We start from the raw sequence: 22,771 nt of genomic DNA, 5'->3' as shown, positions 1-22,771 counted from the left end.
AGCTGCCACGCGGCACTCACGCACGCAACACCGGCACCCCCCGCTTCCGCTGCCCCGGACGGTCGACGGCCGGGCCGTGTCCCTCGCGGGGCGGCTCCGCCGAGGGCAGGCGGATCACCGCGTCCAGGCCGCCCGCGGCCGAGGCGTGCAGGCTCGCCTCGCCGCCGCTCGCGTGCGCGAGGCGCTGGACCAGGGACAGGCCCAGTCCCGTGCCGCCCTTGGGGGCGCCCGGCGCGCGCCAGAAGCGGTCGAAGGCCCGGTCGCGCTGGTCCGCGGTCATGCCGGGGCCCTCGTCGGTGATGTGCAGGTCGACCCAGGCGGGGCGGGCGTCCCGCAGGGCCCGACGGGCCGGTACGTGGAGCCGCAGTTCGATGGTCACGGTGCTGTCCGGCGGGGAGGCTCGCAGGGCGTTGGAGAGCAGGTTGTCCACGATCTGCTCCACCCCGCCCGGCACCGCGAGTACCGGCCCCACGCTCCCCGCGAACAGCACCAGGGAGACCCGCCGCTGCTCGAAGAGCGGCAGCCACGTGCGGTGCCGTTCCGCACAGATCGCGCCCACGTCGACCGGGGCCGGCGTCGCGGAGTCCTCCTCCAGGCGGGCCATCGCCAGCAGCCCCTCCACCATCCGCGCGAGCCGGTCCGTCTCGGTCACGGCGGCGGTGAGGCTGCCCAGGCCGCGGTCGGAGACGTTCGGCTCCAGGTTCTCCAGCCTCAGCCGCAGCGCCGCGAGCGGCGTCTTCAGCTGGTGGGAGGCCTCACCCGCGAACGCGCGCTGGGCGGCGAGGAGATGGGCGAGCCGGGCCGCCGTGCGGTTGAACGCGGTGGCCAGCCGGCGCACCTCGGGCGGCCCCTTCGTCATCGTCACCGGCGTGGCCCGGCCACCGGCCGCCAACTCATGGGTGGCCCGCTCCAGTTCACGGATCGGCCGGCCGGCCCAGCAGGCGATGGCGAACCCGACCACCGCCACCGCCGTGAGCACCCCGAGCCCGCCGAGGGCCAGCAACAGCCAGACGTGATGGACACGTTCGTGCACCGTCCGTGTCGGCAGCGTCAGCCATACGGCACCCTGGAGCCGCGCGTCGCGCCGGACCGGCCCGGCGACCGACAGGTACTCCACGCCGCCGATGGTCGACGTACGGACGTCCACCGTGGAGGTGCCCCGCAGGGCGGCCGCGATACCGGGGCGGGAGGCGAGGTCGGCCGACATGATCGCGGCCAGCGGATGCGAGGTGGCGAGCAGGGCGCCCGAGGCGTCCACCACGACCACCTTCCCGCCGATGCGCTCGGCGCAGTGCGCCACCCGGCGCGGCAGGTCCCGCCCGGCCCGGCCCGTACTGAGGGAGAGCGAGGCGTACGCCGACACCGACTCGGCCTCGTCCCTCGCCGCGTTCACCACTCGCTCCCGCTCACTGCGCGAGTAGACGAATCCCAGCGGGATCTCCAGGCAGAGCAGCACGAGCGCGGCGAGCGAGAGGTAGCTGAGCAGCAGCCGCCGGGTCACGGCGACGACACCTGCTGCCCGCCCGGCTCGGTCTGCACCGCCAGCCGGAAACCGACCCCGCGCAAGGTCTGGATCCACCCCGCGTGCCCCAACTTCCGCCGCAGTGAGGCGACATGGACGTCCAGCGTCTTGGTCGGGCCCTCGTAGTGCGGGTCCCACACCCGGTCCAGGATCTGCTGCCGGGAGTAGACCGCCCCGGGATCCTCGGTGAGCAGCGCCAGCAGCTCGAACTCCTTCGGGGTGAGGGTGACGGGGATCTCGCCGACCCAGACCTGACGGGTACGGCGGTCCACGACAAGGGGGCCGGGGGCGGCGTACGGGGGCTGGGGCGCGGGTTCCTCGTACGAGGCGGGCGGCTCGGCCTCGTACGACGGCGGCGGGGTGAGCACCGGTGTCTGCACCGCCTCCGAGCGCAGCCGCTCCACCAGCGCTTCCGTACGCCCACGCCCGCCCGGCGGCTCCGCGCCCACCGGCTCCGGCACCGCCTCCGTGCGCTGGGTCCGCCGGGTCACCGCCCGCACCCGCGCCACCAGCTCCCGCACACTGAACGGCTTCGCCAGATAGTCGTCCGCGCCCAGTTCCAGCCCCAGCACCCGGTCGGCCTCCTCACCCCGCGCACTCAGGATGATGACCGGCACGTCCGAGACCTGCCGGATGCCCCGGCACACGTCGATGCCGTCCATGTCCGGCAACCCGAGGTCGAGCAGGACGACATCGCCGTACGGCCTCCTCAGTCCCTCGGCACCGGTGGTCACATGATCCACCGTCAGGCCGAAGTGGGCGAGGCCCTCGGTGAGCGGTTCGGCGATCGTCTCGTCGTCCTCGATGAGCAGCACTCGTATGCCCATGCGTCCTGTCTCTCCGTGAATTTGCATTCTCTGCCCTGACGTCGACACGCTACAAGAAACAAGCGCTTGCAGGGCGTTGCGGCAAAGAATGTCCAATTACTGGACGCGCTCTGGCCTTTACTTAACCTTCCTCTGGTGTGCGCTCCTCTACGGTGCTGTGAACTGGCCGAACTCCCCACCGAGGAGGCATCGTTGAAGGCGTTGCTGGACCGTGCCCGCTCGTTCAAACGTCGGGTCGATTTCGAGAGCGGTGAATACCGGAAACTGGCCGAGGGGCAATATCCCGAGGCGCTCTTCATTACCTGCTCGGACTCACGGGTCATACCCGCCCTGATTACCGGCGCGCGGCCCGGAGAGATATTCGAGCTGCGTAACGCGGGCAATATCGTGCCGCCGTACGGCAGCCCCGGCGCATCCGGGGAGGCCGCCACCATCGAGTACGCACTGGAGGTGCTCGGGGTTCAGGACATCGTCGTGTGCGGTCACTCACACTGCGGGGCGATGGGCGCGCTGAAGTCGGGCGACGACCTGTCCGCGCTGCCGGGCGTGGACGCCTGGCTGCAGCTGGCCCGCCCCGAACTGGCGCCGGTCCTCACCACCGCCTCCGACGACCCGTCGCTGCCCGAGGTGGCCCAGGGCAATGTCGTCAACCAGCTGGCCGTACTGCGGACTTACCCCGTGGTGCGGCAGCGGCTGGACAGCGGGCGGCTGCGGCTGCACGGCTGGTACTACGAGGTCGACACCGGGCAGGTGCACGAGCTGGAGGGCGACGGGCTGTTCCGGGTGCATACCGGATGAGCGGGGCGCATGCGCGCGGGCGCGGGGCGGGCGTGCGAAGCCCGCGGCGGCGACGAAGGCCACGACGACGTCCACGGCGAAGCCCGTGACAGCGTCTTCGGCGAAGTCCGGCCCCAAGCCCGACCTCGCCAACGAGATCACCGCCTCCCTGGTCGTCTTCCTCGTAGCCCTGCCCCTGTGCATCGGCGTGGCCGTCGCCTCCGGTGTCCCCGCCGAGCTCGGGATCATCTCCGGGGTGATCGGCGGGCTGGTCGTCGGCGCGGTGCGGGGCAGCACGCTCCAGGTCAGCGGGCCGGCCGCCGGGCTCGCCGCGCTGGTCGCGGAGACGGTGCTGGAGCACGGCGTGGCGATGCTCGGCGTGATCGTCCTGTTCTCGGGCGTCCTGCAGATCGTCCTCGGCGCCGTACGCCTCGGCCGGATGGTCCAGGCGATCTCCCTCGCCGTGGTCCAGGGGATGCTCGCCGGTATCGGGCTGCCGCTGATGTTCAGTCAGGCCTACCCGGTGGCCGACTCCAAGGCGCCCGGCACCCCGATCGAGAACATGGCGGGCATCCCGGGCCTGTTCGCCGACATCCTCACCGACCGGCAGGCGATGATCGCCACCCTGCTCGGCATCGCCACGATCGTGCTGAGCTTCGTGTGGAAGAAGGTGCCGGGCCCGGCGAAGAAGATCCCGGCGGCACTGGTCGCGGTCGGTGTCGGCATCGCGGTCGCCGCGCTGCCCGGCGTGGACGTGAAGACGCTCCAGGTCGGCAATCTGCTGGCGTCGGTGCGGGTGCCGGGGGCCGAGCAGTTCGCGGGCCTCGCGGAGCCCGCGATCCTCACCTCCATCCTCACCTTCACGGTGATCGCCTCTGCGGAGAGCCTGTTCACCGCGGCCGCCGTGGACCGTATGCACAGCGGACCGCGCACCCGCTACAACACCGAACTCATCGCCCAGGGCGCCGGAAACACGGTCGCCGGCATCCTCGGCGCCCTTCCGATCACGGCGGTCGTGGCCCGCAGCTCGGCCAACGTCCAGGCCGGCGCGAAGACCCGTCTCTCCCGCACCCTGCACGGCCTGTGGCTGCTCGCCTTCGCCCTGCTGCTGCCGCAGGTCCTGGCCCTGATCCCGATCTCGGTGCTCGCGGGCGTCCTCGTGCACAGCGGCTGGAAACTGTTCGCACCGGCGGAGTTCCCGAAGATGTGGCGCCAGGACCGGGGCGAGTTCGTGGTGATGACGGTGACCACGCTGGTCATCGTCGCGACCGCTCTGCTGGAAGGCGTCCTGATCGGCCTCGCGGCCGGCATCGTCCTCGCCGCCCTGCGCATGTCGCAGACGGTGATCCGGTCGCACGTCGAGGACGACACCGCGAAGGTCGTCATGGCCGGCAACGCGACGTTCCTGCGCCTGCCGCAGGTCATCGAGGCCCTGGAGGCCGCCGCGGCCTCGGGCAGGCCCCGCATCCGCCTCGACCTGACCGGCGTCACCCATCTGGACCATGCCTGCCGCAACCAGGTGGAGGAGTTCACGGCACAGCAGCGCGGACTGGGCCTGCGCGTGGAACTCCTGATGCCGGGCCCGGCGAAGCAGGCACCTACGGCGACCCAGCCGACGCCAACCGCGACCGCGACCCCGGCCCCGACGCCGGCCCCGAGTCCCGCTTCCAGTCCGGCTCCACCGTCGGCTCCCGGCCCCGACGCCGAGTGGTTCTACCTGGACACCCGGCCGCTGCCCCACGGCGCCGACGACTACGCGGAGCGCTCACCGCTCGTCGGCTGAGCGGTGCCGACAGTCGCTTCGCGCCCTGCGGGCAGCGCCCTACTGTGACCCGATGACGACTCGGATGATCATCCTCAACGGCGGTTCCAGCTCGGGGAAGTCGGGGATCGTACGGTGTCTGCAGGCCGTGCTGCCGGATCCGTGGCTGACGTTCGGGTGTGACTCGTTCGTCGAGGCGCTGCCCGCGAGGATGCGGGGATCGGACGGGGGAATCGCGTTCGCCGCGGACGCCGGGGTGAGCGTAGGGCAGGACTTCATGGCGCTGCAGGCGGCCTGGGCCGAGGGCGTCGCGGCGATGGCCCGCGCGGGGGCCAGGGTCATCGTCGATGACGTCTTCCTCGGCGGAGCCGGGTCCCAGCAGCGGTGGCGGAAGCATCTCGGCGACCTGGACGTGCTGTGGGTCGGCGTCAGGTGTGAGAGCGCGGTCGCCGCGGGCCGGGAACTCGCCCGCGGGGACCGGGTCCAGGGAATGGCCGCGTTGCAGGCGGACGTGGTGCACAAGGGCGTGATCTACGACCTGGAGGTGGACACCACGCACTCCGAAGCCCTGCCGTGCGCGCGAACCATCGCCGCCCGGGTCGGCTGATCGCCGGACCGGCTCAAGAGGGCGGCCATCGCAGAGGGCGGCACCCCGCACAGGGTGCCGCCCTCAGGCCGTTGCCTCGCCGTCTTCGTACGAGCTTCCTACGAGGTCCGCACCTCGTACGTCGCCACCCGCACCGACTCGTCGTCCAGGCACACCCCGGTCTCCAGGTCGATCCGCTGCTTCAGCAGGGGCGAGGCGACGAACGGGCGGCCCTGGTGGGTGCCGGTCAGGCCGCGCGAGAGGACCGCCGCGCCGCCGAAGGGGTCACGGTTGTCGATGGCGTACAGCTTGCCGGAGCGGTCGCGGAAGAGGGCGGCCTGACGGCCGTCGGGCAGCAGGGCCGCCACGCCCCGGCCGGGGAGCAGCCGGGCCAGTTCGCAGACCGTGAACCAGCCGTTCTCCAGCTGGATCTCGATCATCAGGTCGGTCGTCTCGGGTGCCAGGGTCATCGCTGGGCGCTTCCTTCCAGGGGGCGGTGGCCGATGGTCAGCAGCGGCAGGTCGGGCTTGATCTGGTCGCGCTCGGGGACGAAGCCGACGACCGGGTCGGGAGTGTCCGGGGCGTTCACGAAGGACACGAACCGGGCCAGCTTCTCGGGGTCGTTGATGGTCGTCGCCCACTCGTCGGCGTAGTGCGCCACGTGGGCCGTCATCAGGGACTCCAGCTCCTCGCAGATGCCGAGGGAGTCCTCCACGACCACGTCACGGACGTGGTCCAGGCCGCCGGGGATCCGCTCCAGCCAGGTCGAGGTGCGCTCCAGGCGGTCGGCGGTGCGGATGTAGAACATCAGGAACCGGTCGATCAGCTTGATGAGTTCGGCGTCGCTCAGGTCCTGGGCGAGCAGGTCCGCGTGGCGCGGGGTGGCGCCGCCGTTGCCGCCGACGTAGAGGTTCCAGCCGGCCGAGGTGGCGATGACGCCGAAGTCCTTCGACTGGGCCTCGGCGCACTCGCGGGCGCAGCCCGACACCGCCGACTTGAGCTTGTGCGGGGAGCGCAGGCCCCGGTAGCGCAGCTCCAGGTCGATCGCCATCCGGACGGAGTCCTGGACGCCGTAGCGGCACCAGGTCTGGCCGACGCAGGACTTCACCGTGCGCAGGGACTTGCCGTAGGCGTGGCCGGACTCGAAGCCGGCGTCCACCAGCCGGGTCCAGATCAGGGGGAGCTGCTCGACGCGGGCGCCGAACATGTCGATCCGCTGACCGCCGGTGATCTTCGTGTAGAGGCCGAAGTCGCGGGCGATCTCACCGATCACGATGAGGCCCTCGGGGGTGATCTCACCGCCGGGGATGCGCGGGACGACCGAGTACGAGCCGTTCTTCTGGAGGTTGGCCAGGAAGTGGTCGTTGCTGTCCTGCAGGGACGCCTGCTCGCCGTCCAGGACGTAGCCGCTCGCGCCGATCGTCGGGGCGAGGGAGGCGATGATCGAGCCGACCGCCGGCTTGCAGATCTCGCAGCCGTCGCCGCCCTTGGCGCCGTCACGGCCGTAGCGGTCCAGGAGGTCCTGGTATGTGTTGATGCGCAGGGCGAGGACGATCTCGTACAGCTCCTCGCGGGTCTGCGAGAAGCAGCCGCACAGGCCCTTGTCGACCTCGACGCCGGACGCCTCCAGCTCGGCGGTGACCAGCTGGCCGAGGACCTTGACGCAACTGCCGCACGTCGTACCGGCCTTGGTGCACTTCTTCACCTCGGGCACGGTCGTGCACTGGTGGTCGGTGACCGCGCCGCGGATCGTGCCCTTGGTGACGTTGTTGCAGGAGCAGATGATCGCCTCGTCCGGCAGCGCGGACGGGCCGAGCTGGGCGGGCGCTCCGGCGCCGGCCGGCAGGACCAGCGACTCGGGGGAGACGGGCGGGACCGAGCCGGTGAACGCCTTCAGCGTGCCGTACGCCTCCGCGTCGCCGACCAGGATGCCGCCGAGCAGCGTGCCGTCCCGGCCGATGACCAGCTTCTTGTACAGGCCCGCGCGGGAGTCGGAGTAGACGACGTCCAGGCAGTCCTCGGCGGTGCCGTGCGCGTCACCGAAGGACGCCACGTCCACGCCGAGCAGCTTCAGCTTGGTGGACAGGTCGGCGCCGGTGAACGTCAGCTCCTCGGCCTCGTCGGCGGCGATCGTCGCGGCGGCCGTCTCGGCCTGCTCGTAACCCGGGGCGACCAGGCCGTACACCCGGCCGTCGGAGGCCAGCGCGCACTCGCCGATCGCGAACACGTGGGGGTCGGCGACCGTACGGCACTGCTCGTCGACCGTGATGCCGCCGCGCTCGCCGACCGTCAGGCCGCAGTCGCGGGCCAGCTGGTCGCGGGGGCGGACACCGGCGGAGAACACGACCATGTCGGTGGCGAGTTCGGAGCCGTCGGACAGCTTCATGCCGGTGACGGCACCCTCCGAGTCGACCACGATCTCCTGCGTGCCGACGCCGGTGTGGACGCTCAGGCCCATGTCCTCGATGGTGCGCAGCAGGGCCGCACCGCCGCCCTCGTCGACCTGCACCGGCATCAGACGCGGCGCGAACTCCACGATGTGGGAGGTGAGTCCGAGCCCCTTCAGGGCACCGGCCGCCTCCAGACCGAGCAGACCGCCGCCGACCACGGCACCGGTCGTGCGGGTCTTCGCGTACTCCTCGATGGCGAGGAGGTCCTCGATCGTGCGGTAGACGAAGCAGCCCTTGGCGTCCTTGTTGGGAACCGGCGGCACGAAGGGGTACGAGCCGGTGGCGAGGACGAGGGTCTCGTACGCGAAGACCTGGCCGGACCGGGCGGTGACCGTCTTCGCCTCGCGGTCGATCGTCTCGGCGGGGTCACCGACGTACAGCTCGATGCCGTGCGTCTCGATGAACTCCATGTCGGTCATGGAGAGGTCCTCGGGCGTCTTGCCCGAGAAGTACGAGGTGAGGGCGACACGGTCGTACGCCGGACGCGGCTCCTCGCACAGCACGACCACGCGGTGCGTGGCGGTCAGGCCGCGCGCGGCGAGCGCTTCGAGGAAGCGCTGGCCGACCATGCCATGGCCGACGAGCACGATCGTGGGGGTGGCCTCCGTGGCCTCCGGGGTGGCGGTCATCAGGAGCCTCCATCGTTGGTGAGCAGGTGGAGCAGTGGGCCGTCGTCGGGGAGCGGCTCTGCTCCCTCCCAGGCGCGGGCGAGCGCGCCGACGGTGCCGAGTTCGCCGACGAGAACCCCGCCGACCAGGCGGTCGTCGCGGACGACGACCTTGCGGTAGGTGCCGCGGGTGGCGTCCGTGAGTTGGACGACGTCATCCCCGGGGAGCGGCTCCGTCTCGCCGAACGCGGCGAGGTCGAAGGCGCCCAGCGGGCTGTTCTGCCCGGCGAGGGTGAGTCGGGTCAGCGCACGGGTGCCGGTGTAGCGGGCGTTCGGCAGCCCGGCCAGCAACTCGGCCAGGGCTTCGGCCTGTTCCAGGGCCGGTGTGGCCAGCCCGTAGACGGTGCCGTCGTGCTGGGCGCAGTCGCCGATGGCGTGGATGTGCGGGTCGGAGGTGCGGAGCTCGTCGTCGACGACGATCCCCTTGCGCACGTCCAGGCCCGCGACCTGGGCGAGGCCCACGCGCGGGTGCACGCCGCAGGCCAGGACCACGAGGTCGGCGTCGAGGGCGTATCCGTCGGCCATCTCGACCGAGCGGACCGCGCCGCCGACGACGCGTACGTCACGCACCCGGCACTCGGTGTGGATCTCGACGCCGAGGTCCTTGAGGTGCCTGCGCACCAGCTCCGACGCGCTCGGGTCGAGCTGGCGCTCCATGAGCCGCTCCCCCTGCTGGGCGAGCACGACCTGCACCCCGCGCATCGCGAGCGCACGCGCCGCGGAGACTCCGAGGAGCCCGCCGCCGATGACGACCGCCTTCACTCCCGGCCGGACCGCCTTGGACAGCCCCAGGCAGTCGTCCATCGTCCGGAAGGCGTGGACGCCCTCCGGCAGCACATGGTCGGGCGTGAACAGTCCGCGCAGCGGCGGCAGCACCGGGTTCGAGCCCGTGGCCAGCACCAGCGTGTCGTATGCGATCTCCGACCCGTCCGCGAGATGTACGGCTCGCACCTCGCGGTCGATGCCGGTGACCCGGCCGCGCGTCAGCTCCGCGGGCGCCGGGAGGGCGATCACATCGGGGCTGTACCGGCCGGCCAGCACCTCGGCGAGCAGCACCCGGTTGTACGGGCGGTGCTCCTCGTCGCCGACGAGCGTCACGGGCGTGCCGAGCTCGCCGAGCCGCCGGGCGAGTCGTACGCCCGCGAGGCCGGCGCCGATCACCACCACACGCGTATTCGAGGTCATGGCATCGAGCGTGCGGTGCCGGTGTTTCCCGACCGCATCGCATCTGTTTCCCGTGAGGAACGCTGCCCTCAGCGAGCGCGAGGGGCGGGTGTGAGGGTTCGGCGGGCACGGTGCGGGCGGGCTGTGAGGTCGGGGGCGGCCGAACCTCAGATACTCCTCATGTACATGGACGGCACACGCATCCGCTGCCTAGGGTCGCGATCATGCCCGACATAACGCTGACCATGGTCGTCGTCCTGTGCCTCGCGGCCCTCGTGGCCGGTTGGATCGACGCCGTGGTCGGCGGCGGCGGCCTCCTGCTGCTCCCGGCCCTGCTGCTCGGCCTCCCGGCGAACACCCCGGCCGTGTACGCGCTCGGCACCAACAAGGCGGTCGCGATCGTAGGCACGTCGGGCGCCGCCGTGACGTACGCCCGCAAGGCACCCGTGGACGTGCGCCTGGCCGTACGCATCGGCCTCGCGGCGCTCGCGGGCTCCTCCGGCGGCGCCTTCTTCGCGGCCGGCATGAGCACCGAGGTACTGAAGCCCGTGATCATGGTGGTGCTGCTCGCCGTCGCCGCCTTCGTGATCCTGCGCCCCGCCTTCGGCACCGCCCCGGCGACCGGCCCGGCCTCCCCGCGCCGCATGCTCGCCGCGATCGGCCTGGCCGGCCTGGGCATCGGCTTCTACGACGGCCTGATCGGCCCCGGCACCGGCACCTTCCTGGTCCTCGCCCTCACCGCCGTCCTCCACCTCGACCTCGTCACCGCCTCCGCCACCGCCAAGATCGTCAACTGCTGCACCAACGCCGGCGCGCTCGCCACCTTCGCCTGGCAGGGCACGGTCCTGTGGCAGCTGGCCGCCGTGATGGCCGTGTTCAACCTGGCGGGCGGCATGCTGGGAGCGCGTACGGCGCTGAAGAAGGGCAGCGGATTCGTCCGGGTGGTGCTGCTGACGGTGGTGTTCGCGCTGGTGGCGAAGCTGGCGTACGAGCAGTGGATCGCCTAGGAGGGGTGGGCCCGGCGGGGCGGGAGGCTCACTGGTCCAGCGTCACCTGGACCTGCCAGGGAGTGCCGAGCGAGAACGTGGTCCCCTCCGGGTCCGTCCCCTCGGTCGTGAACACGCCGTCGACGGTGATCTTCTCGCCCGGGGCCGCGGACTGCAGGATGTCGCACACCTGCTGATCGGTGCCGACCGGCGTGCCCTTGAGCTGGGTGATGACGTCGCCTTCCGTCATCAGCGCCTCACCGGCCGGTGAGTTACTGGACACGCTCTGCACGTAGAGGCCGTCGATCTCCTGGGCCAGGAGCTGCTCCTGGACTGCCAGAGCGTCTTCCTGCTGCTCCACGGGGAAATAGTCCGCGAAATACTCGTCGGAGACGGCGACCAGGTTTCCCCAGCCGGGGTCGTTCTTGCTCTTTCCGTCAGCGAGCCCCGAGAGAAGCGGCTTCGCGTGGTCGCTGCTGATGGAGTAGTACTGGCCCTGAGTGCCTCCGAGGTAGAAGGTGTTGATACCGACGAGCTTCCCGTCGCTGTTGAGCAGCGGTCCTCCGGAATTGCCCGGATTGAGTGCTGCCGAATGCTGCACGGCGGACGGCAGATCGGGCTCACTGGGCCAATCCGTCGAGGCTACGTCCGGCGACTGGACCGCGCCGGTGGTGAGGACGGCCTTCTCGCGCGAGACGTCACCGGCGCCCAGCGGATAACCGATCGCCGTCACCTCGTCCCCCGTTTCCAGGTCGCCGCTGTCGCCGAACTCCACCTGCTTCAGGTCCTCCTGCGGCGTCTGCAACTTCAGAACCGCCAGGTCCTGGCAGGGATCGATGCCCATCAGCCGCACGGGCGAGGGCTCTTTGTCCCCCAGGCGGACCTTCAGGGCGCTCTGCCCGGCGACCACGTGCGCATTGGTGACGATGAGACCGTTGTCGGCGTCGTAGATGACTCCCGTGCCGAAACTCTCTCCGGCCTGCACCTGGACGGTCGCGGGCGCCACCTTCTCGAAGATCTCCTTCGGGTCGTCCGCCCGCGCAACGGTCGCCGTCATCCCGCAGCTCAAGGCGACGGCGGACGCGGCGGCGACGTACATTCTGGCTGTCGGCCGCATCTGGGCCTCCTAGCGTGCGTTCCCATTTCAGGCTAAGCCTCCGCCGAATGTCTGTCGCGCCGACGGAAATCCGCAGGTCATCGGCTGTACGGCGGCTCCTTTCCCAGCAGATATGACGGCCCGTCAGACGGTGGAGTCCGCACGTCCGACATCGAGCAGTTCGACCGCGCCGGTGGTGTCCTCGTCGCCGTGCCCCGTGGCGAGCCACCGCTCCAGGAGGGACATGTAGGGCGTCAGCAGCTCCGGGCTCACGCCCTGCTCCTCGGCCGTGGCCAGCAGGGTGGCGTTGCCCGCGACCTGCATCGCGAGGTTGGAGACGACGTCCTTGCCGTAGTCGTCGCTCTGCAACTGGTCGGCGGTCTGGTGCGCGAGGGGCGCCATCGCGCCGAGCCACGACACCAGCAGGGGCGCGAAGTCCTTCGGGGCGATGTCCTCCCGGCGGATCAGCGCGAAGGCGTGCAGCACGCCCGCGAACATGCCGTTCATCGCGCTCAGCAGCGCCACGTCGTGCAGCGCCGCGAAGCCCGGGTCGGCGCCGACATAACGGGTGGCGGCCGGCACGGCGAGGGTCTCGCCGTGCTCCTCGAAGAGGCCGGGCGAGCCGCTGTAGAGGACATACGCCCCCGACGCCGGGTTCCCGATCATCGGCGGTACGGCCATGATCCCGGCGTCCAGGAAACGGGCGCCGCGCGCCTCGGCCCAGGCGGCGCGGGCGCGGCCCTGGGCGGGGGTGCCGGTGGTCAGGTTCACCAGGTCACGGCCGGACAGGTCGGCGCCTTCGAGGGCTTCGCCGACCGAGGCGTCGTCGAGCAGACAGACGACGACCAGCCGGCTCGCGGCCACCGCCTCGGCGGCGCTCGCGGCGACGGTCGCGCCCTCCGCGGCCAGCGGTTCGGTCCGGGCAGGCGTGCGGTTCCACACGGTGAGCGGGTGCCCGGCGGCGAGCCAGGCGCGGGCCAGGGCGGCGCCCATGGCGCCGGTGCCGAGGAGACTCAACGCGGTCGGGGGTGGGGTCGGAGTCGGGTTCGGGGGCGCCGTCGTGGTCGTGGTCTCGGTCGAAGTCGTGGAAGCAAGTGCATTGTCAGTCATGGCGTTTAGGCTCGTCGCAAGGGAACGGCCTGCTCAAGTACGCACTTGGGAGTGGGTGGTTACCACGGGGAAAGTGTCCAGGCAGGGGGAGGGGCAGTATGGCGATCGGCCGACGTCCGGGGGCGTACGTGTGCGGGACCGACGCGGCGATGGACGTGATCGGCGGCAAGTGGAAGGTGGTCATCCTCTGGGCGCTGAGCGAGCGTCCGCACCGTTTCGGGGAGCTGCGCCGCGAACTCCCGGGCGTGACCGAGAAGGTCCTCGCCGCACAGCTGCGCGAGATGGAGGCCGACGGCATCGTGCACCGGGAGGCGTACGACGAGGTGCCGCCGCGCGTGGAGTACTCGCTGACCGCGGCCGGCACCTCGCTCAACGACGCTCTGGGCCCGCTCGGTGCCTGGGGCCGTGAGAACGTCCTGGGTGCCCGTGCGGAGGGGTCAGCGGCTGCCGGTGAGATGCGCGAACACGACGACGTTGCCCTGATATCCGGTCGTCCGTGAGTAGCCGCCGCCGCAGGTGATCACCCGCAGCTCGGGGCGCGGTGCCGCGCCGTACACCTTCTCGTCGGGGAAGGCCTTCGCGTCGTACACCTCGACGGCGTCGACGGAGAAGAGGGCCGTGCCGCCGTCCCGTCGGTCCACCTCGATCGTGCTGCCCTTCTCCAGGGCGCCGAGCCGGTAGAACACGGCGGGGCCGTCGGCGTTGTCGACGTGGCCGGCGACGATCGCGGTGCCGGTCTCACCGGGTGTGGTGCCGGACTCGTACCAGCCGGCGAGGTTCTTCCGCTCGGCGGGCGGGACGTCGAGGCTGCCCGTGCTCGTCAGGCCGAGGCCCATGAGGGGTGCGTCGACGCGGAGCGAGGGGATGCGGATGCGGTCGGGTGGGGAGGGGGGGAGTTCGGTGGCGGAGGGGCGAGGGTGTGGGGAGGCGGGGGTATGGCGTGTCTCCCGGCGGCCCCCTGCCTCCCCGGCGTCCCTTGCCTCCCCGGCGTCCCCGGCGTCCTCTGCCTCGCCGGCCTGCGCGGCCGACGGCTGGGGCGGGGCGTGCGTCTCGGTGCCGTTGCGCAGCAGCCAGGCGCCGGAGCACAGGGCCAGGACGGTGAGCGCGGCTATGACGCCGTTGCCGACGCTGCTCCGACTGCGCACGCGAACCTCCTGAAGCTCTCCTCGGGCCGCCCGATCCCCCTCCGGGCCGCGAGGGGCGTCGGACCCGGAGGGGGAGGGGACATGCGGTACCGGCGGACGGACAGCGGAGGGTGTCCGTCAGATCCCGTCGCCTCTCGCCCGGCGATGCAGGAGCCAGGTACCGCCCGCGGCGGCGACGGCGAGAGCCGTCACGCCGGCCGCGGTCTGCACGGGATCGCGGCCGAAAGCGCCGCCGACCCCCGTCTTCACACTTCCTCTCGGATGCACCTGGTCGCGCGTGGACGTCAGCGTGACCACCAGGTCGCCCGCGACCCGCCGACCGCCGTCGGCGCAGGTCGCGACGATCTCGTACGTCCCCGGCTGCGCGCTCGGCGGCACCCGGAACTTTCCGACCGCGTCCTCCTCGTCCGAGCCCGGCGCCAGCGTGAAGGCACCGGCGCCCACCGCGCTGGCGTCGCCCGCCGCACCGCCGTCCCGGCACCCGGCCGTGTTCACCGTGACCTGCCCGCCCGGTACGACCGAGGACGGGAACACCTCCAGGGCACCGCCGTCGGCGCCGTACGCGGGCGTGACGACGGGGCCGAAGACACCGACGGCCAGCGCGGTCCCGGTCAGCAGACGGGCGGTACGTCGCATCGAGGCTCCTCCGAGCGCACGGACTCACGACCCGCGACACCCCCAAGTGCCGCCGCCTCGGTCGAGCCCCTGCTCTTCCGAGGTAAGGGGCAGTGGGGCGGGAGCGCTTGTCGAGAAAGCGCCGGGAATGGGGTGAACGGGTGTCGGAGGGAGGAGGACGGCTCGCCGAGATGCTGGTGTTTCAGCAGGTCATCACAGGTCGCCGCCGTGTCCGGGGAGGGTCGGGGAAGAGAACCCGTTGGGGGAGGGCCGGGGGTGTGAACGGGTGACCGTCGTCGGCGCCCGGGGTTCGCTCGCGCCCGCGCTACCGCGGACCGTACTCCGCCGGCACCTCAGTCACCGCCCGCCTCCCCACCGCCGCCGGCACCGGATTCGTCCCGTTCCCGCAGACGTCGCCGTAGTAGCGCTCCGCCGTCAGCCCGAAGCACAGCGCCCACCCGCGCCCCCGCCCCCCCACGTCGCCTCGTTGACGCCCGCCGCCGCGCGGAACGCCTCGCGGGTCCCGGCGTCGAAGACCGTCCAGGCCGCCATGGTGTCCGCCGCGGGGTCCCCGACCCCGAACGTACCGAAGCCGATGACCGCGCTGAGGCGGCCGTCGGAAGTCAGCAGGTTGCCCGGAAGGAGGTCACCGTGGAGCCAGACCGGCGCGTCGTCCCACTGGGGAAGCCGGAGGACGTCCTCCCAGACGGCCGTCGCCGCCCCCGCGTCCAGCGTGCCGACGGCAACAAGGTCCCGGATCGCGGTCCGTACGGCGGCGTCGTTCCGGCCGACCGGTCCGCCTCGGCAGGACGGCGGCCCGCCGACCGCGTCCATCGACCGCAGCGCCGCCAGAAAGCCCCCAACTAGCGGGCAATCGCACCGAGTTGGCCGAGCGGCGCGTCATAGGCGTTCTCGCCGTCCAGCCACTCGTACACGCCCCCACGGCAGCGGCTAACCCTCCCGGGCGCCCCTTGGTGAGCGGCGTCGGCACGGTGAGGGGGAGACGCGGGGCTGTGACGACTCGCGGCTCCGCCGCGAGGGCGCGACCGGCCACGGACCACCCGCACCCGGCCACGCACCCCCGCCCCCACGGCGCCGAACCGCCGTCAGCCCACGCCCACGGCGCCGAACCGCCGTCAGCCCACGCCCACCGCGCTCCAGGCCGCCCCCACCGCGCCGTACTCCGCACTCCCGGCCCCGTAGAGATCCTTCGCCGCGCTGAGCATCGAAGCCCGCGCCCCCGCATAGTTCGTGGAGGACGTCATGTAAACCGTCAGCGCCCGGTACCAGATCTTCCCCAGCTTGTCCCGCCCGATCCCCTGAACCGAGGAGCCGTCGCAGGTGGGCGAGTTGTAACCGACCCCGTTCACCGTCTTCGCGCCACTGCCCTCGGCCAGCAGATACGCGAAGTGATTCCCGATCCCCGACGAGTAGTGCACGTCGAGATCCTTCGCCGCCGCACTCCAGCAGTCGACCGAGTTACCGTCCTTCGACGGCTTGTCCATGTAACGCAGGGCACCGCGGGGGAACCCCGACCGCACGATCTTCTCGCCGATCAGATAGTCGCCCGGGTCGGACGGGTTGCCCGCGTGGAACTCCACCAGCGTGCCGAAGACATCGGACGTGGCCTCGTTCAGCCCGCCCGACTCGCCCGAGTACGTCAGCGCCGCCGTCTTCGACGTCACGCCGTGCGTCATCTCGTGCCCGGCCACGTCCAGCGACACCAGCGGACCGAGCTGGGTCCCGTCACCGTCGCCGTACGTCATGCAGAAGCAACTGTCGTCCCAGAAGGCGTTGTTGTAGTCGTTGCCGTAGTGCACCCGGTTGAACGAACCCTTGCCGTCCCCCGCGATGCCCTTACGCCCTTGGACGTCCTCGTAGTAGTCCCACGTCATGTCCGTGCCGTACTGCGCGTCCACCGCTGCCGTCGAGCGGTCGGTCGCCGCACCGGTGCCCCAGTGGTTGTCGGCGTCCGTGAAGACCGTCGACGGGGCGCGGTTGAGACAGATGGCGAGGACGCACAGGTCCGTCTTGTTCGCCGCGTCGCCGGTGTACGTGCCGCCGCGCGTCGCGTCCTTCAACTGGTACGTCGATCCGGCCGCCGTGGTGTCCAACGGCACCGTGCCCGAGTACAGCGACTTCCCGTCGCCCGAGACGTGCTCGATGCTGTCCCACGCGTCGATCCTCGCGCCGGTGCGGGCGTCGGTCAGCGTGGTGCGGGCGACCGGGTTGCCGGCCGAGTCCTGGGCGACGGCGTCGGTCCGCCAGGCCAGCTTCGGGGCGCCGTGCAGGGCGTCGACGACCAGCTCGGGCCTGGACGTCAGCTTCTTCAGCGTCTCGCCGACGTTCGCGGCCCGCAGCACGGTCGCCGCGAGGTCGGCCGCCTTCGGTGCCGAGATCCTGGGCGTCACGCTCGCCAGGGAGATCGCGCCCTCGGTGGCGCGGGAGGCGCCGCGGTAGGTGCCGTCCTTGGCGAGATGGACGACGAAGTCACCGCCCAGGACGGGCAGTTGGTGGTACGTGCGGTCGTAGCGGACGTGCTGTGTGCCGTCCGCGTCCACGATCACATCCCGCACGCTGGTGTCCTGAGCGGCCGTCAGCCCCAGGCTCCCCGCCCGGTCCCTGAGGACCGATGCCGCGTTCTCGAGCGCGGTGGCCCTCGTCGGACTGTCGTCCGCGCCGGCGGTGGGGGACAGGGCGGTGGCCAGCAGGGCGGCGACGGCGGCGGCGATGCCCGCCGTGGCGAGTCGGGAACCCCGGATGTGCGGCCGTATTCGGCTCATCGGTCTCCTTGAACTGGGCGGCGCAGAGGATGCCCAAGATTCAAGGGGGCGTGCACATGCCGTGACCAGGGTGAATACGTGGAGGTGTGTGAGGGGAGAGAATCGTTTCCGTGACCCTCTCTCCCCGACTCCCGTTCTTTGTCTACGGCACCCTGCGTCCCGGAGAGCCCAACCACGACCATCTCCTGCGCGGCCGCACCCTCACCGAGGAACCGGCACGACTCGTCGGGGCGGTGTTGTACGACGGCCCGGGCTACCCGTACGCCGTCGAGGAACGCGGCGACAGCGGCACCGTTCACGGCGAGCTCGTGACCGCCCGCCCCGAGGAGTACCCCGCGCTCCTGGCCGCCCTCGACCGCCTGGAGGAGTTCGCCCCGGGCGACCCGCACAACCTCTACGAACGCGTCGCCCGCGAGGTGGTCCGCGAGTCCGACGGAACGGCCGTACAGGCGTGGGTGTATGTCGCCGCCCCGTCCGTCGCCGCCCGCCTGCGCGCGCACGGCAAGCTCATCGAGGGCGGCGACTGGGCGGCGACCCGGCCGCCGGGCCGAGTCACGCGTCCGCCGGGCTGAGTCAAGCAGCCGTCAGGCTCAACAGGCCTCGCCCGGCTACGACTTCACCGCCTCCACCCGCACCGCGCAGGCCTTGAACTCGGGCATCCGTGACGTCGGGTCCAGCGCCGGGTTGGTCAGGGTGTTGGCGCGGCCCTCGCCCGGCCAGTGGAACGGCATGAAGACCGTGTCGGGGCGGATGCCGGTCGTGATGCGGGCGGGGGCCACCGCCCGGCCCCGGCGCGAGATCACGGCCACCGGGTCGCCCTCGGCCGCCCCGAGCCGCGCCGCGAGCCGGGGGTGCAGCTCCACGAACGGGCCCGGCGCGGCGGCGTTCAGCTCGTCGACGCGGCGGGTCTGGGCGCCGGACTGGTACTGCGCCACGACCCGGCCGGTCGTCAGGAGGACCGGGTACTCGTCGTCGGGTTCCTCGGCGATGGCCCGGTACGAGACGGGAACGAACCTCGCCCGTCCGTCCGGCGTGGCGAACCGGTCGAGGAAGAGGCGGGGCGTGCCGGGGTGGGCCGGACTGCCGGTCTCGGCGGCCGGCGAGGCGGCCGCACCGTCGCGGGAGCCCGCACCGTCCCCGGAGCCCTCCGCGTCCCCCGTGCCCGGCACCGCCGGACACGGCCAGAACACCCCGTTCTCCTCCGCCAGCCTTCCGTACGTGATCCCCGAGTAGTCCGCCGGCCCGCCCGCACTCGCCCGGCGCAGCTCCTCGAAGACCTCCTCGGCGTCGGTCGGGAAGCCCTTCTCCAGGCCCTGCTCGCCGCCCAGCCGCGCCGCGAGCTCGTGCATGACCTCCAGGTCGCTGCGGACGCCCTCCGGAGGAGTGATCGCGCGCCGCCGCAGCAGCACCCGGCCCTCCAGGTTGGTCGTCGTGCCCGTCTCCTCCGCCCACTGGGTGACCGGCAGGACGACGTCCGCGAGCGCCGCCGTCTCCGACAGCACCACGTCGCACACCGCGAGGAAATCAAGGGACTTGATGCGCTCCTCGATGTGCGCGGCACGCGGCGCCGACACCACCGGGTTGGAGCCCATCAGCAGCAGTGACTTGATGTCCGTGCCCAGCGCGTCCAGCAGCTCGTACGCACTGCGCCCAGGCCCGGGCAGGCTGTCCGGGTCGACGCCCCACACCTCGGCGACATGCCGCCGCGCCGCCGGGTCGTCCAGCTTGCGGTAGCCGGGCAACTGGTCGGCCTTCTGGCCGTGTTCACGTCCGCCCTGTCCGTTGCCCTGCCCGGTGAGGCAGCCGTAGCCGGACAGCGGCCGGCCCGCCCGTCCCGTCGCCAGGCACAGGTTGATCCACGCGCCCACCGTGTCCGTGCCCTTGGCCTGCTGCTCGGGCCCGCGCGCGGTCAGCACCATCGCGTGCTCCGGCTCGCAGAACAGCCGTACGGCTTCCCGGAGCTGCGGAACGGACACGCCCGTGATCCGTTCCACGTACTCCGGCCAGTGCGCCATCGCGGCGGCCCGCGCGTCCTCCCAGCCGGCCGTGCGCTCCCGGACGTACTCCTCGTCCACCCGCCCCTCGGCGACGACCAGGTGCAGCAGGCCGAGGGCCAGCGCCAGGTCCGTGCCCGGCCTCGGCATCAGGTGCAGGTCGGCCTGCTCGGCGGTCTTCGTGCGGCGCGGGTCGATGACGATGAGCGTGCCGCCGTTCTCGCGCAGCTCGGTGAAGTAGCGGAGCGACGGCGGCATCGTCTCCGCCAGGTTGGAGCCGACGAGGATCACGCAGCCCGTCTTCGGGATGTCCTCCAGCGGGAACGGCAGCCCCCGGTCGAGTCCGAACGCCTTCATCCCGGCCGCGGCCGCCGACGACATGCAGAAACGGCCGTTGTAGTCGATCTGCGAGGTGCCGAGCACGATCCTCGCGAACTTGCCCAGGCTGTACGCCTTCTCGTTGGTCAGGCCGCCCCCGCCGAAGACCCCGCACGCGTCCGGGCCATGTTCCGTACGCGTGCGTGCCAGGCCCTCGGCGATGCGGTCCAGCGCCTCGTCCCAGGTGGCGGGCACGAGCGTGCCGCCCGAACGCACCAGCGGCGAGTTCAGACGGACGCCCGACGCCAGCACCGCGGGCGCCGTACGGCCCTTGCCGCACAGAGCTCCCTTGTTCACCGGGAAGTCCGGGCGCTCGACCACCGCGACACCCCCGTCCTGCAGGGGCGTGAGGTTCATACCGCACTGCAGGGCGCAGTACGGGCAGTGCGTGGGCGTCGCGGAGTTCGGCATACCGTTCAGCGTGCTTCCGGCGTGTTACGTGCACGGCGGCTCCCTGTTACGCGGCCGGGACGGTGACCTCCCCGTCGCCGCCCGGCCGCCGTGAGGCCGCTGGACATGCGGGAGGGCGGGAGCGGGGCCGTGGCCCCACTCCCGCCCGATCAGGGACGGCCCTTGGTCAGAGGACCCCCTGGTCAGCACTCGTAGGCGCAGTACGGAACGTCGCCCGGCTCCAGACCGATCCTCGCGGTCGCGCCCGGACCGATCTGGATGCACGGCGGGTCGAAGCCGTCGACCTCGACGGTGGCGAAGATCGTGCATCCGCACTCGTTCCAGATGTCCGCATACCCGTGGCCGTTGCCGACGACGTGGGCGCAGCCCGGCTCCCTCGCCTGTTCGGCGCCGGCCGCGGAGGCGGTCCCGGCGGCGGTTCCCGCGGTGATCAGTATGGCTGCGGCGGCCGCTGCCAGTACGGACCGAAGACGCGTCCTCAGATGTCCTTTCCCCCAGGTCGCGGCGGTCGGCCGGATCCGCCGCCGCACACCCGTGAACGCCGGGAGTAGTCGTCCGATCATGGAACGCATCCGATGGTTTGTTCACGCGGTTGGCTGGCGTGCGCGCGACAGAACGCGCGCGCGAGGCATGCGCCGATGTCGTCGGGCGCCTCTACCGCTCCGCCGCCAACGCGTTCGCGACCCCGGCCTCCCTCGGCCCGAGGAACCGGGGATCCGGCTCGAAGACGGCGTCCAGGGCCGCCTTGCCGGCCGCGAAGATCTCCCGCGCACCGCCGTAGTACCAGGTGACATCGTGCTTGGCGTCGACCCCGACGCCGTACGACGTCACCCCCGTCTCCTGGCACAGCGCGACCGCGCGCCGGATGTGGAAGCCCTGGCTGATCAGTACCGCCTCGTCGACGCCGAAGATCTTCTTGGCGCGGACGCAGGAGTCCCAGGTGTCGAAGCCGGCGTAGTCACTCACGATCCGCGAGTCGGGCACACCGTGCCTGGTCAGATAGGCGCGCATGGCGTCGGGCTCGTCGTAGTCCTCGCGGCTGTTGTCGCCGGTGACGAGGACGACCTCGATCCGGTCGTCGCGGTACAGCTTCGCCGCCGCGTCGAGCCGGTGGGCGAGGTACGGGGACGGCTCGCCGGCCCACAGCCCGGCACCGAAGACGACGGCGACATCGGTGCGCGGCACGTCCGCCGTTGTCCGCAGCCGATCACCGGTGACGAGGTGCATCCAGGTGGCCGGAAGCAGCCCCAGCACGCACCCGAACATCACGGCCTGCACCAGCCGCCGCTGCCCGGTGCGGGTGTGCGGCAGACGTGGTCGAGGCAGCTTCGGTTGGCGCATCGGATGATCCCTCCCCGGTCGGCACACGGCCTGTACTCGACAGTCAGGGACGTCCTGTCGCCCTCTCCGGTTCACCGTACGCGGCGTGATCAGCTTCACTCCCGGCACGAAACCACAGGTCACGCCCCCTCACACCGTCCAGGTGCCCCATCGTGAACCCGGTGTAAGAACCCGTCATTCCCGCGAAACGGGAAGGCAACGTCCCGCCGCCACCATCGGTTCATGACGGCGTCGAACCCTCTTCACGACGAGTCCACGACCGCCCACCTCGACAGTACGGCGCACCTCATGAACCGGATCAGCAGCCAGCTCGCCAGCCAGCTCAGCCTCGTCTCGCTCGACGGCAGGCGGCACCCCGAGGCGCCCGCGCTCGTCGTGGTGGCACACGGCAGCCGCGACCCGCGCGCCCTGAGCACCGTCCGCGCGCTCCTCGACCAGGTCCGCGCCCTGCGCCCCGGCCTGCCGGTCCACCTCGGCCACATCGAGCTGAACGAGCCCCTGCTCCCCGACACCCTCGCCTCCCTCGGCGACCGGGAGGCGATCCTCGTCCCGCTCCTGCTGAGCCGCGGCTACCACATCAAGCGCGACATCCCCGAGATGGCCGCCGAGTCCCGGGTGCGCGCACGCGTGGCCGGCGCCCTCGGCCCGCACCCCCTGCTGGTGGAGGCCCTGTACGCCCGCCTGGTGGAGGCCGGCTGGCGCACTGGCATGGACGAGCCCACGCGCCGCGAGAGCGCGGTGATCCTGGCCGCCGCCGGCTCCCGAGACCCCGAGTCCAAACTCGACACCTCCCACACGGCCCACCTCCTGGCCAACCGCCTGGGTGTCCCGGTGGTACCGGCCTACGCGACGACGTCGGCCCCGACCGTCCCCGACGCCCTCCGAGCCCTGGCCGCCCGAGGCCGTACCAGGGTCGCCATCGCGTCGTACTTCACGGCCCCGGGCCGCTTCGCGACGGAGTCCGCGCAGACGGCTCCCTGGATGGCGTCGGCCCCCCTGGGCACGCACCCGGCGATGGCCCGCCTTCTCCTCCACCGCTACGACCAGACGCTGACGGCTCCGGCCACGACAGCACCGGAACTGGCGTCCGCTTAGAACGCCGGGAGGGACAGCCAACCCAGGGGCGCGGGGCTGTATCGATGTGCGGCTCCGCCGCG

General features: G+C 71.9%; 21 protein-coding genes. 7 read left to right on the top strand and 14 right to left on the bottom strand.

Annotation, left to right across the window (positions count from 1 at the left end):
- Positions 1-16: 16 nt before the first annotated feature.
- Both ABIE67_RS15850 and ABIE67_RS15845 read right to left on the bottom strand, forming a co-directional pair.
- Positions 17-1,501, bottom strand: coding sequence for a sensor histidine kinase (locus ABIE67_RS15850; protein ID WP_370257579.1), 1,485 nt, complete (start codon positions 1,499-1,501; stop codon positions 17-19).
- The gene (locus ABIE67_RS15845) at positions 1,498-2,349 is read right to left on the bottom strand and encodes a response regulator transcription factor (RefSeq protein WP_370257575.1); all 852 of its coding nucleotides are present in this window, start codon (positions 2,347-2,349) and stop codon (positions 1,498-1,500) included. The genes ABIE67_RS15850 and ABIE67_RS15845 overlap by 4 nt, the downstream gene beginning before the upstream one ends.
- A 192-nt stretch (positions 2,350-2,541) precedes the next feature.
- Here ABIE67_RS15845 and ABIE67_RS15840 point away from each other — a divergent pair, with 192 nt between their 5' ends.
- The 3 genes from ABIE67_RS15840 (at position 2,542) to cpt (ending at position 5,495) form a co-directional block, all read left to right on the top strand.
- Entirely contained in the window at positions 2,542-3,147 is a 606-nt protein-coding gene (locus tag ABIE67_RS15840) for a carbonic anhydrase (protein ID WP_370268642.1), read from the top strand.
- Between the two features lie 85 nt (positions 3,148-3,232).
- Complete coding sequence (locus ABIE67_RS15835) at positions 3,233-4,909, top strand: SulP family inorganic anion transporter (protein ID WP_370257570.1); 1,677 nt, start codon at positions 3,233-3,235, stop codon at positions 4,907-4,909.
- A gap of 52 nt (positions 4,910-4,961) precedes the next feature.
- Positions 4,962-5,495 carry a chloramphenicol phosphotransferase CPT gene (gene cpt / locus ABIE67_RS15830; protein ID WP_370257565.1) on the top strand — a complete coding sequence of 178 codons (534 nt, stop codon included), beginning with the start codon at positions 4,962-4,964 and terminating at the stop codon, positions 5,493-5,495.
- 98 nt (positions 5,496-5,593) lie between these two features.
- On the opposite strand, the gene nirD is transcribed toward cpt, so the two are convergent.
- From nirD to ABIE67_RS15815, 3 genes are read right to left on the bottom strand one after another with little or no spacing between them, the layout of a single operon-like run.
- Positions 5,594-5,944: a nitrite reductase small subunit NirD gene (gene nirD, locus ABIE67_RS15825; RefSeq protein ID WP_370257562.1), complete on the bottom strand. Its 351-nt coding sequence runs from the start codon at positions 5,942-5,944 to the stop codon at positions 5,594-5,596.
- Positions 5,941-8,553, bottom strand: coding sequence for a nitrite reductase large subunit NirB (gene nirB / locus ABIE67_RS15820; RefSeq protein WP_370257560.1), 2,613 nt, complete (start codon positions 8,551-8,553; stop codon positions 5,941-5,943). The genes nirD and nirB overlap by 4 nt, the downstream gene beginning before the upstream one ends.
- Positions 8,553-9,776: an NAD(P)/FAD-dependent oxidoreductase gene (locus tag ABIE67_RS15815; protein ID WP_370257558.1), complete on the bottom strand. Its 1,224-nt coding sequence runs from the start codon at positions 9,774-9,776 to the stop codon at positions 8,553-8,555. The genes nirB and ABIE67_RS15815 overlap by 1 nt, the downstream gene beginning before the upstream one ends.
- A 203-nt stretch (positions 9,777-9,979) precedes the next feature.
- On the opposite strand from ABIE67_RS15815, the gene ABIE67_RS15810 reads away from it, so the two are divergent.
- Complete coding sequence (locus ABIE67_RS15810) at positions 9,980-10,762, top strand: sulfite exporter TauE/SafE family protein (protein WP_370257557.1); 783 nt, start codon at positions 9,980-9,982, stop codon at positions 10,760-10,762.
- Between the two features lie 28 nt (positions 10,763-10,790).
- Here ABIE67_RS15810 and ABIE67_RS15805 read toward each other — a convergent pair whose 3' ends face one another.
- Complete coding sequence (locus ABIE67_RS15805) at positions 10,791-11,858, bottom strand: S1C family serine protease (RefSeq protein WP_370257555.1); 1,068 nt, start codon at positions 11,856-11,858, stop codon at positions 10,791-10,793.
- A 123-nt stretch (positions 11,859-11,981) separates the two neighbouring features.
- Positions 11,982-12,830, bottom strand: coding sequence for an NAD(P)-dependent oxidoreductase (locus ABIE67_RS15800; RefSeq protein WP_370268640.1), 849 nt, complete (start codon positions 12,828-12,830; stop codon positions 11,982-11,984).
- A 215-nt stretch (positions 12,831-13,045) separates the two neighbouring features.
- Here ABIE67_RS15800 and ABIE67_RS15795 point away from each other — a divergent pair, with 215 nt between their 5' ends.
- Positions 13,046-13,447 carry a winged helix-turn-helix transcriptional regulator gene (locus tag ABIE67_RS15795; RefSeq protein ID WP_370257553.1) on the top strand — a complete coding sequence of 134 codons (402 nt, stop codon included), beginning with the start codon at positions 13,046-13,048 and terminating at the stop codon, positions 13,445-13,447.
- On the opposite strand, the gene ABIE67_RS15790 is transcribed toward ABIE67_RS15795, so the two are convergent.
- The 4 genes from ABIE67_RS15790 to ABIE67_RS15775 form a co-directional block, all read right to left on the bottom strand.
- Positions 13,385-14,092, bottom strand: coding sequence for a class F sortase (locus tag ABIE67_RS15790; protein WP_370257552.1), 708 nt, complete (start codon positions 14,090-14,092; stop codon positions 13,385-13,387). The genes ABIE67_RS15795 and ABIE67_RS15790 overlap by 63 nt on opposite strands.
- A 117-nt stretch (positions 14,093-14,209) precedes the next feature.
- A complete protein-coding gene (locus ABIE67_RS15785) occupies positions 14,210-14,728 on the bottom strand; it encodes a hypothetical protein (RefSeq protein WP_370257548.1) in 519 nt (172 codons plus the stop codon).
- Positions 14,729-15,142: 414 nt separating this feature from the next.
- The gene (locus ABIE67_RS15780) at positions 15,143-15,541 is read right to left on the bottom strand and encodes a phosphotransferase (protein ID WP_370257542.1); all 399 of its coding nucleotides are present in this window, start codon (positions 15,539-15,541) and stop codon (positions 15,143-15,145) included.
- Between the two features lie 302 nt (positions 15,542-15,843).
- Positions 15,844-17,490 carry a M4 family metallopeptidase gene (locus ABIE67_RS15775; protein ID WP_370257538.1) on the bottom strand — a complete coding sequence of 549 codons (1,647 nt, stop codon included), beginning with the start codon at positions 17,488-17,490 and terminating at the stop codon, positions 15,844-15,846.
- A gap of 110 nt (positions 17,491-17,600) precedes the next feature.
- On the opposite strand from ABIE67_RS15775, the gene ABIE67_RS15770 reads away from it, so the two are divergent.
- A complete protein-coding gene (locus tag ABIE67_RS15770) occupies positions 17,601-18,062 on the top strand; it encodes a gamma-glutamylcyclotransferase family protein (RefSeq protein ID WP_370257535.1) in 462 nt (153 codons plus the stop codon).
- A gap of 36 nt (positions 18,063-18,098) precedes the next feature.
- On the opposite strand, the gene ABIE67_RS15765 is transcribed toward ABIE67_RS15770, so the two are convergent.
- The 3 genes from ABIE67_RS15765 to ABIE67_RS15755 form a co-directional block, all read right to left on the bottom strand.
- On the bottom strand, positions 18,099-20,273 hold the full coding sequence (locus ABIE67_RS15765) for a molybdopterin oxidoreductase family protein (protein WP_370257531.1): 2,175 nt from the start codon (positions 20,271-20,273) through the stop codon (positions 18,099-18,101).
- Positions 20,274-20,455: 182 nt separating this feature from the next.
- Positions 20,456-20,836: a hypothetical protein gene (locus ABIE67_RS15760; protein WP_370257530.1), complete on the bottom strand. Its 381-nt coding sequence runs from the start codon at positions 20,834-20,836 to the stop codon at positions 20,456-20,458.
- A gap of 91 nt (positions 20,837-20,927) precedes the next feature.
- Positions 20,928-21,614, bottom strand: coding sequence for a vancomycin high temperature exclusion protein (locus ABIE67_RS15755; protein WP_370257528.1), 687 nt, complete (start codon positions 21,612-21,614; stop codon positions 20,928-20,930).
- Between the two features lie 222 nt (positions 21,615-21,836).
- Between ABIE67_RS15755 and ABIE67_RS15750 the strand changes: the two genes are divergently transcribed.
- A complete protein-coding gene (locus ABIE67_RS15750) occupies positions 21,837-22,709 on the top strand; it encodes a sirohydrochlorin chelatase (protein ID WP_370257526.1) in 873 nt (290 codons plus the stop codon).
- Positions 22,710-22,771: the final 62 nt, after the last annotated feature.

The sequence above is a fragment of the Streptomyces sp. V4I8 genome (assembly GCF_041261225.1).
Taxonomy (GTDB): Bacteria; Actinomycetota; Actinomycetes; order Streptomycetales; family Streptomycetaceae; genus Streptomyces.
The sequence above is the reverse complement of the archived record's forward strand: the minus strand, read 5'-3'. Positions and strand labels throughout refer to the sequence as shown.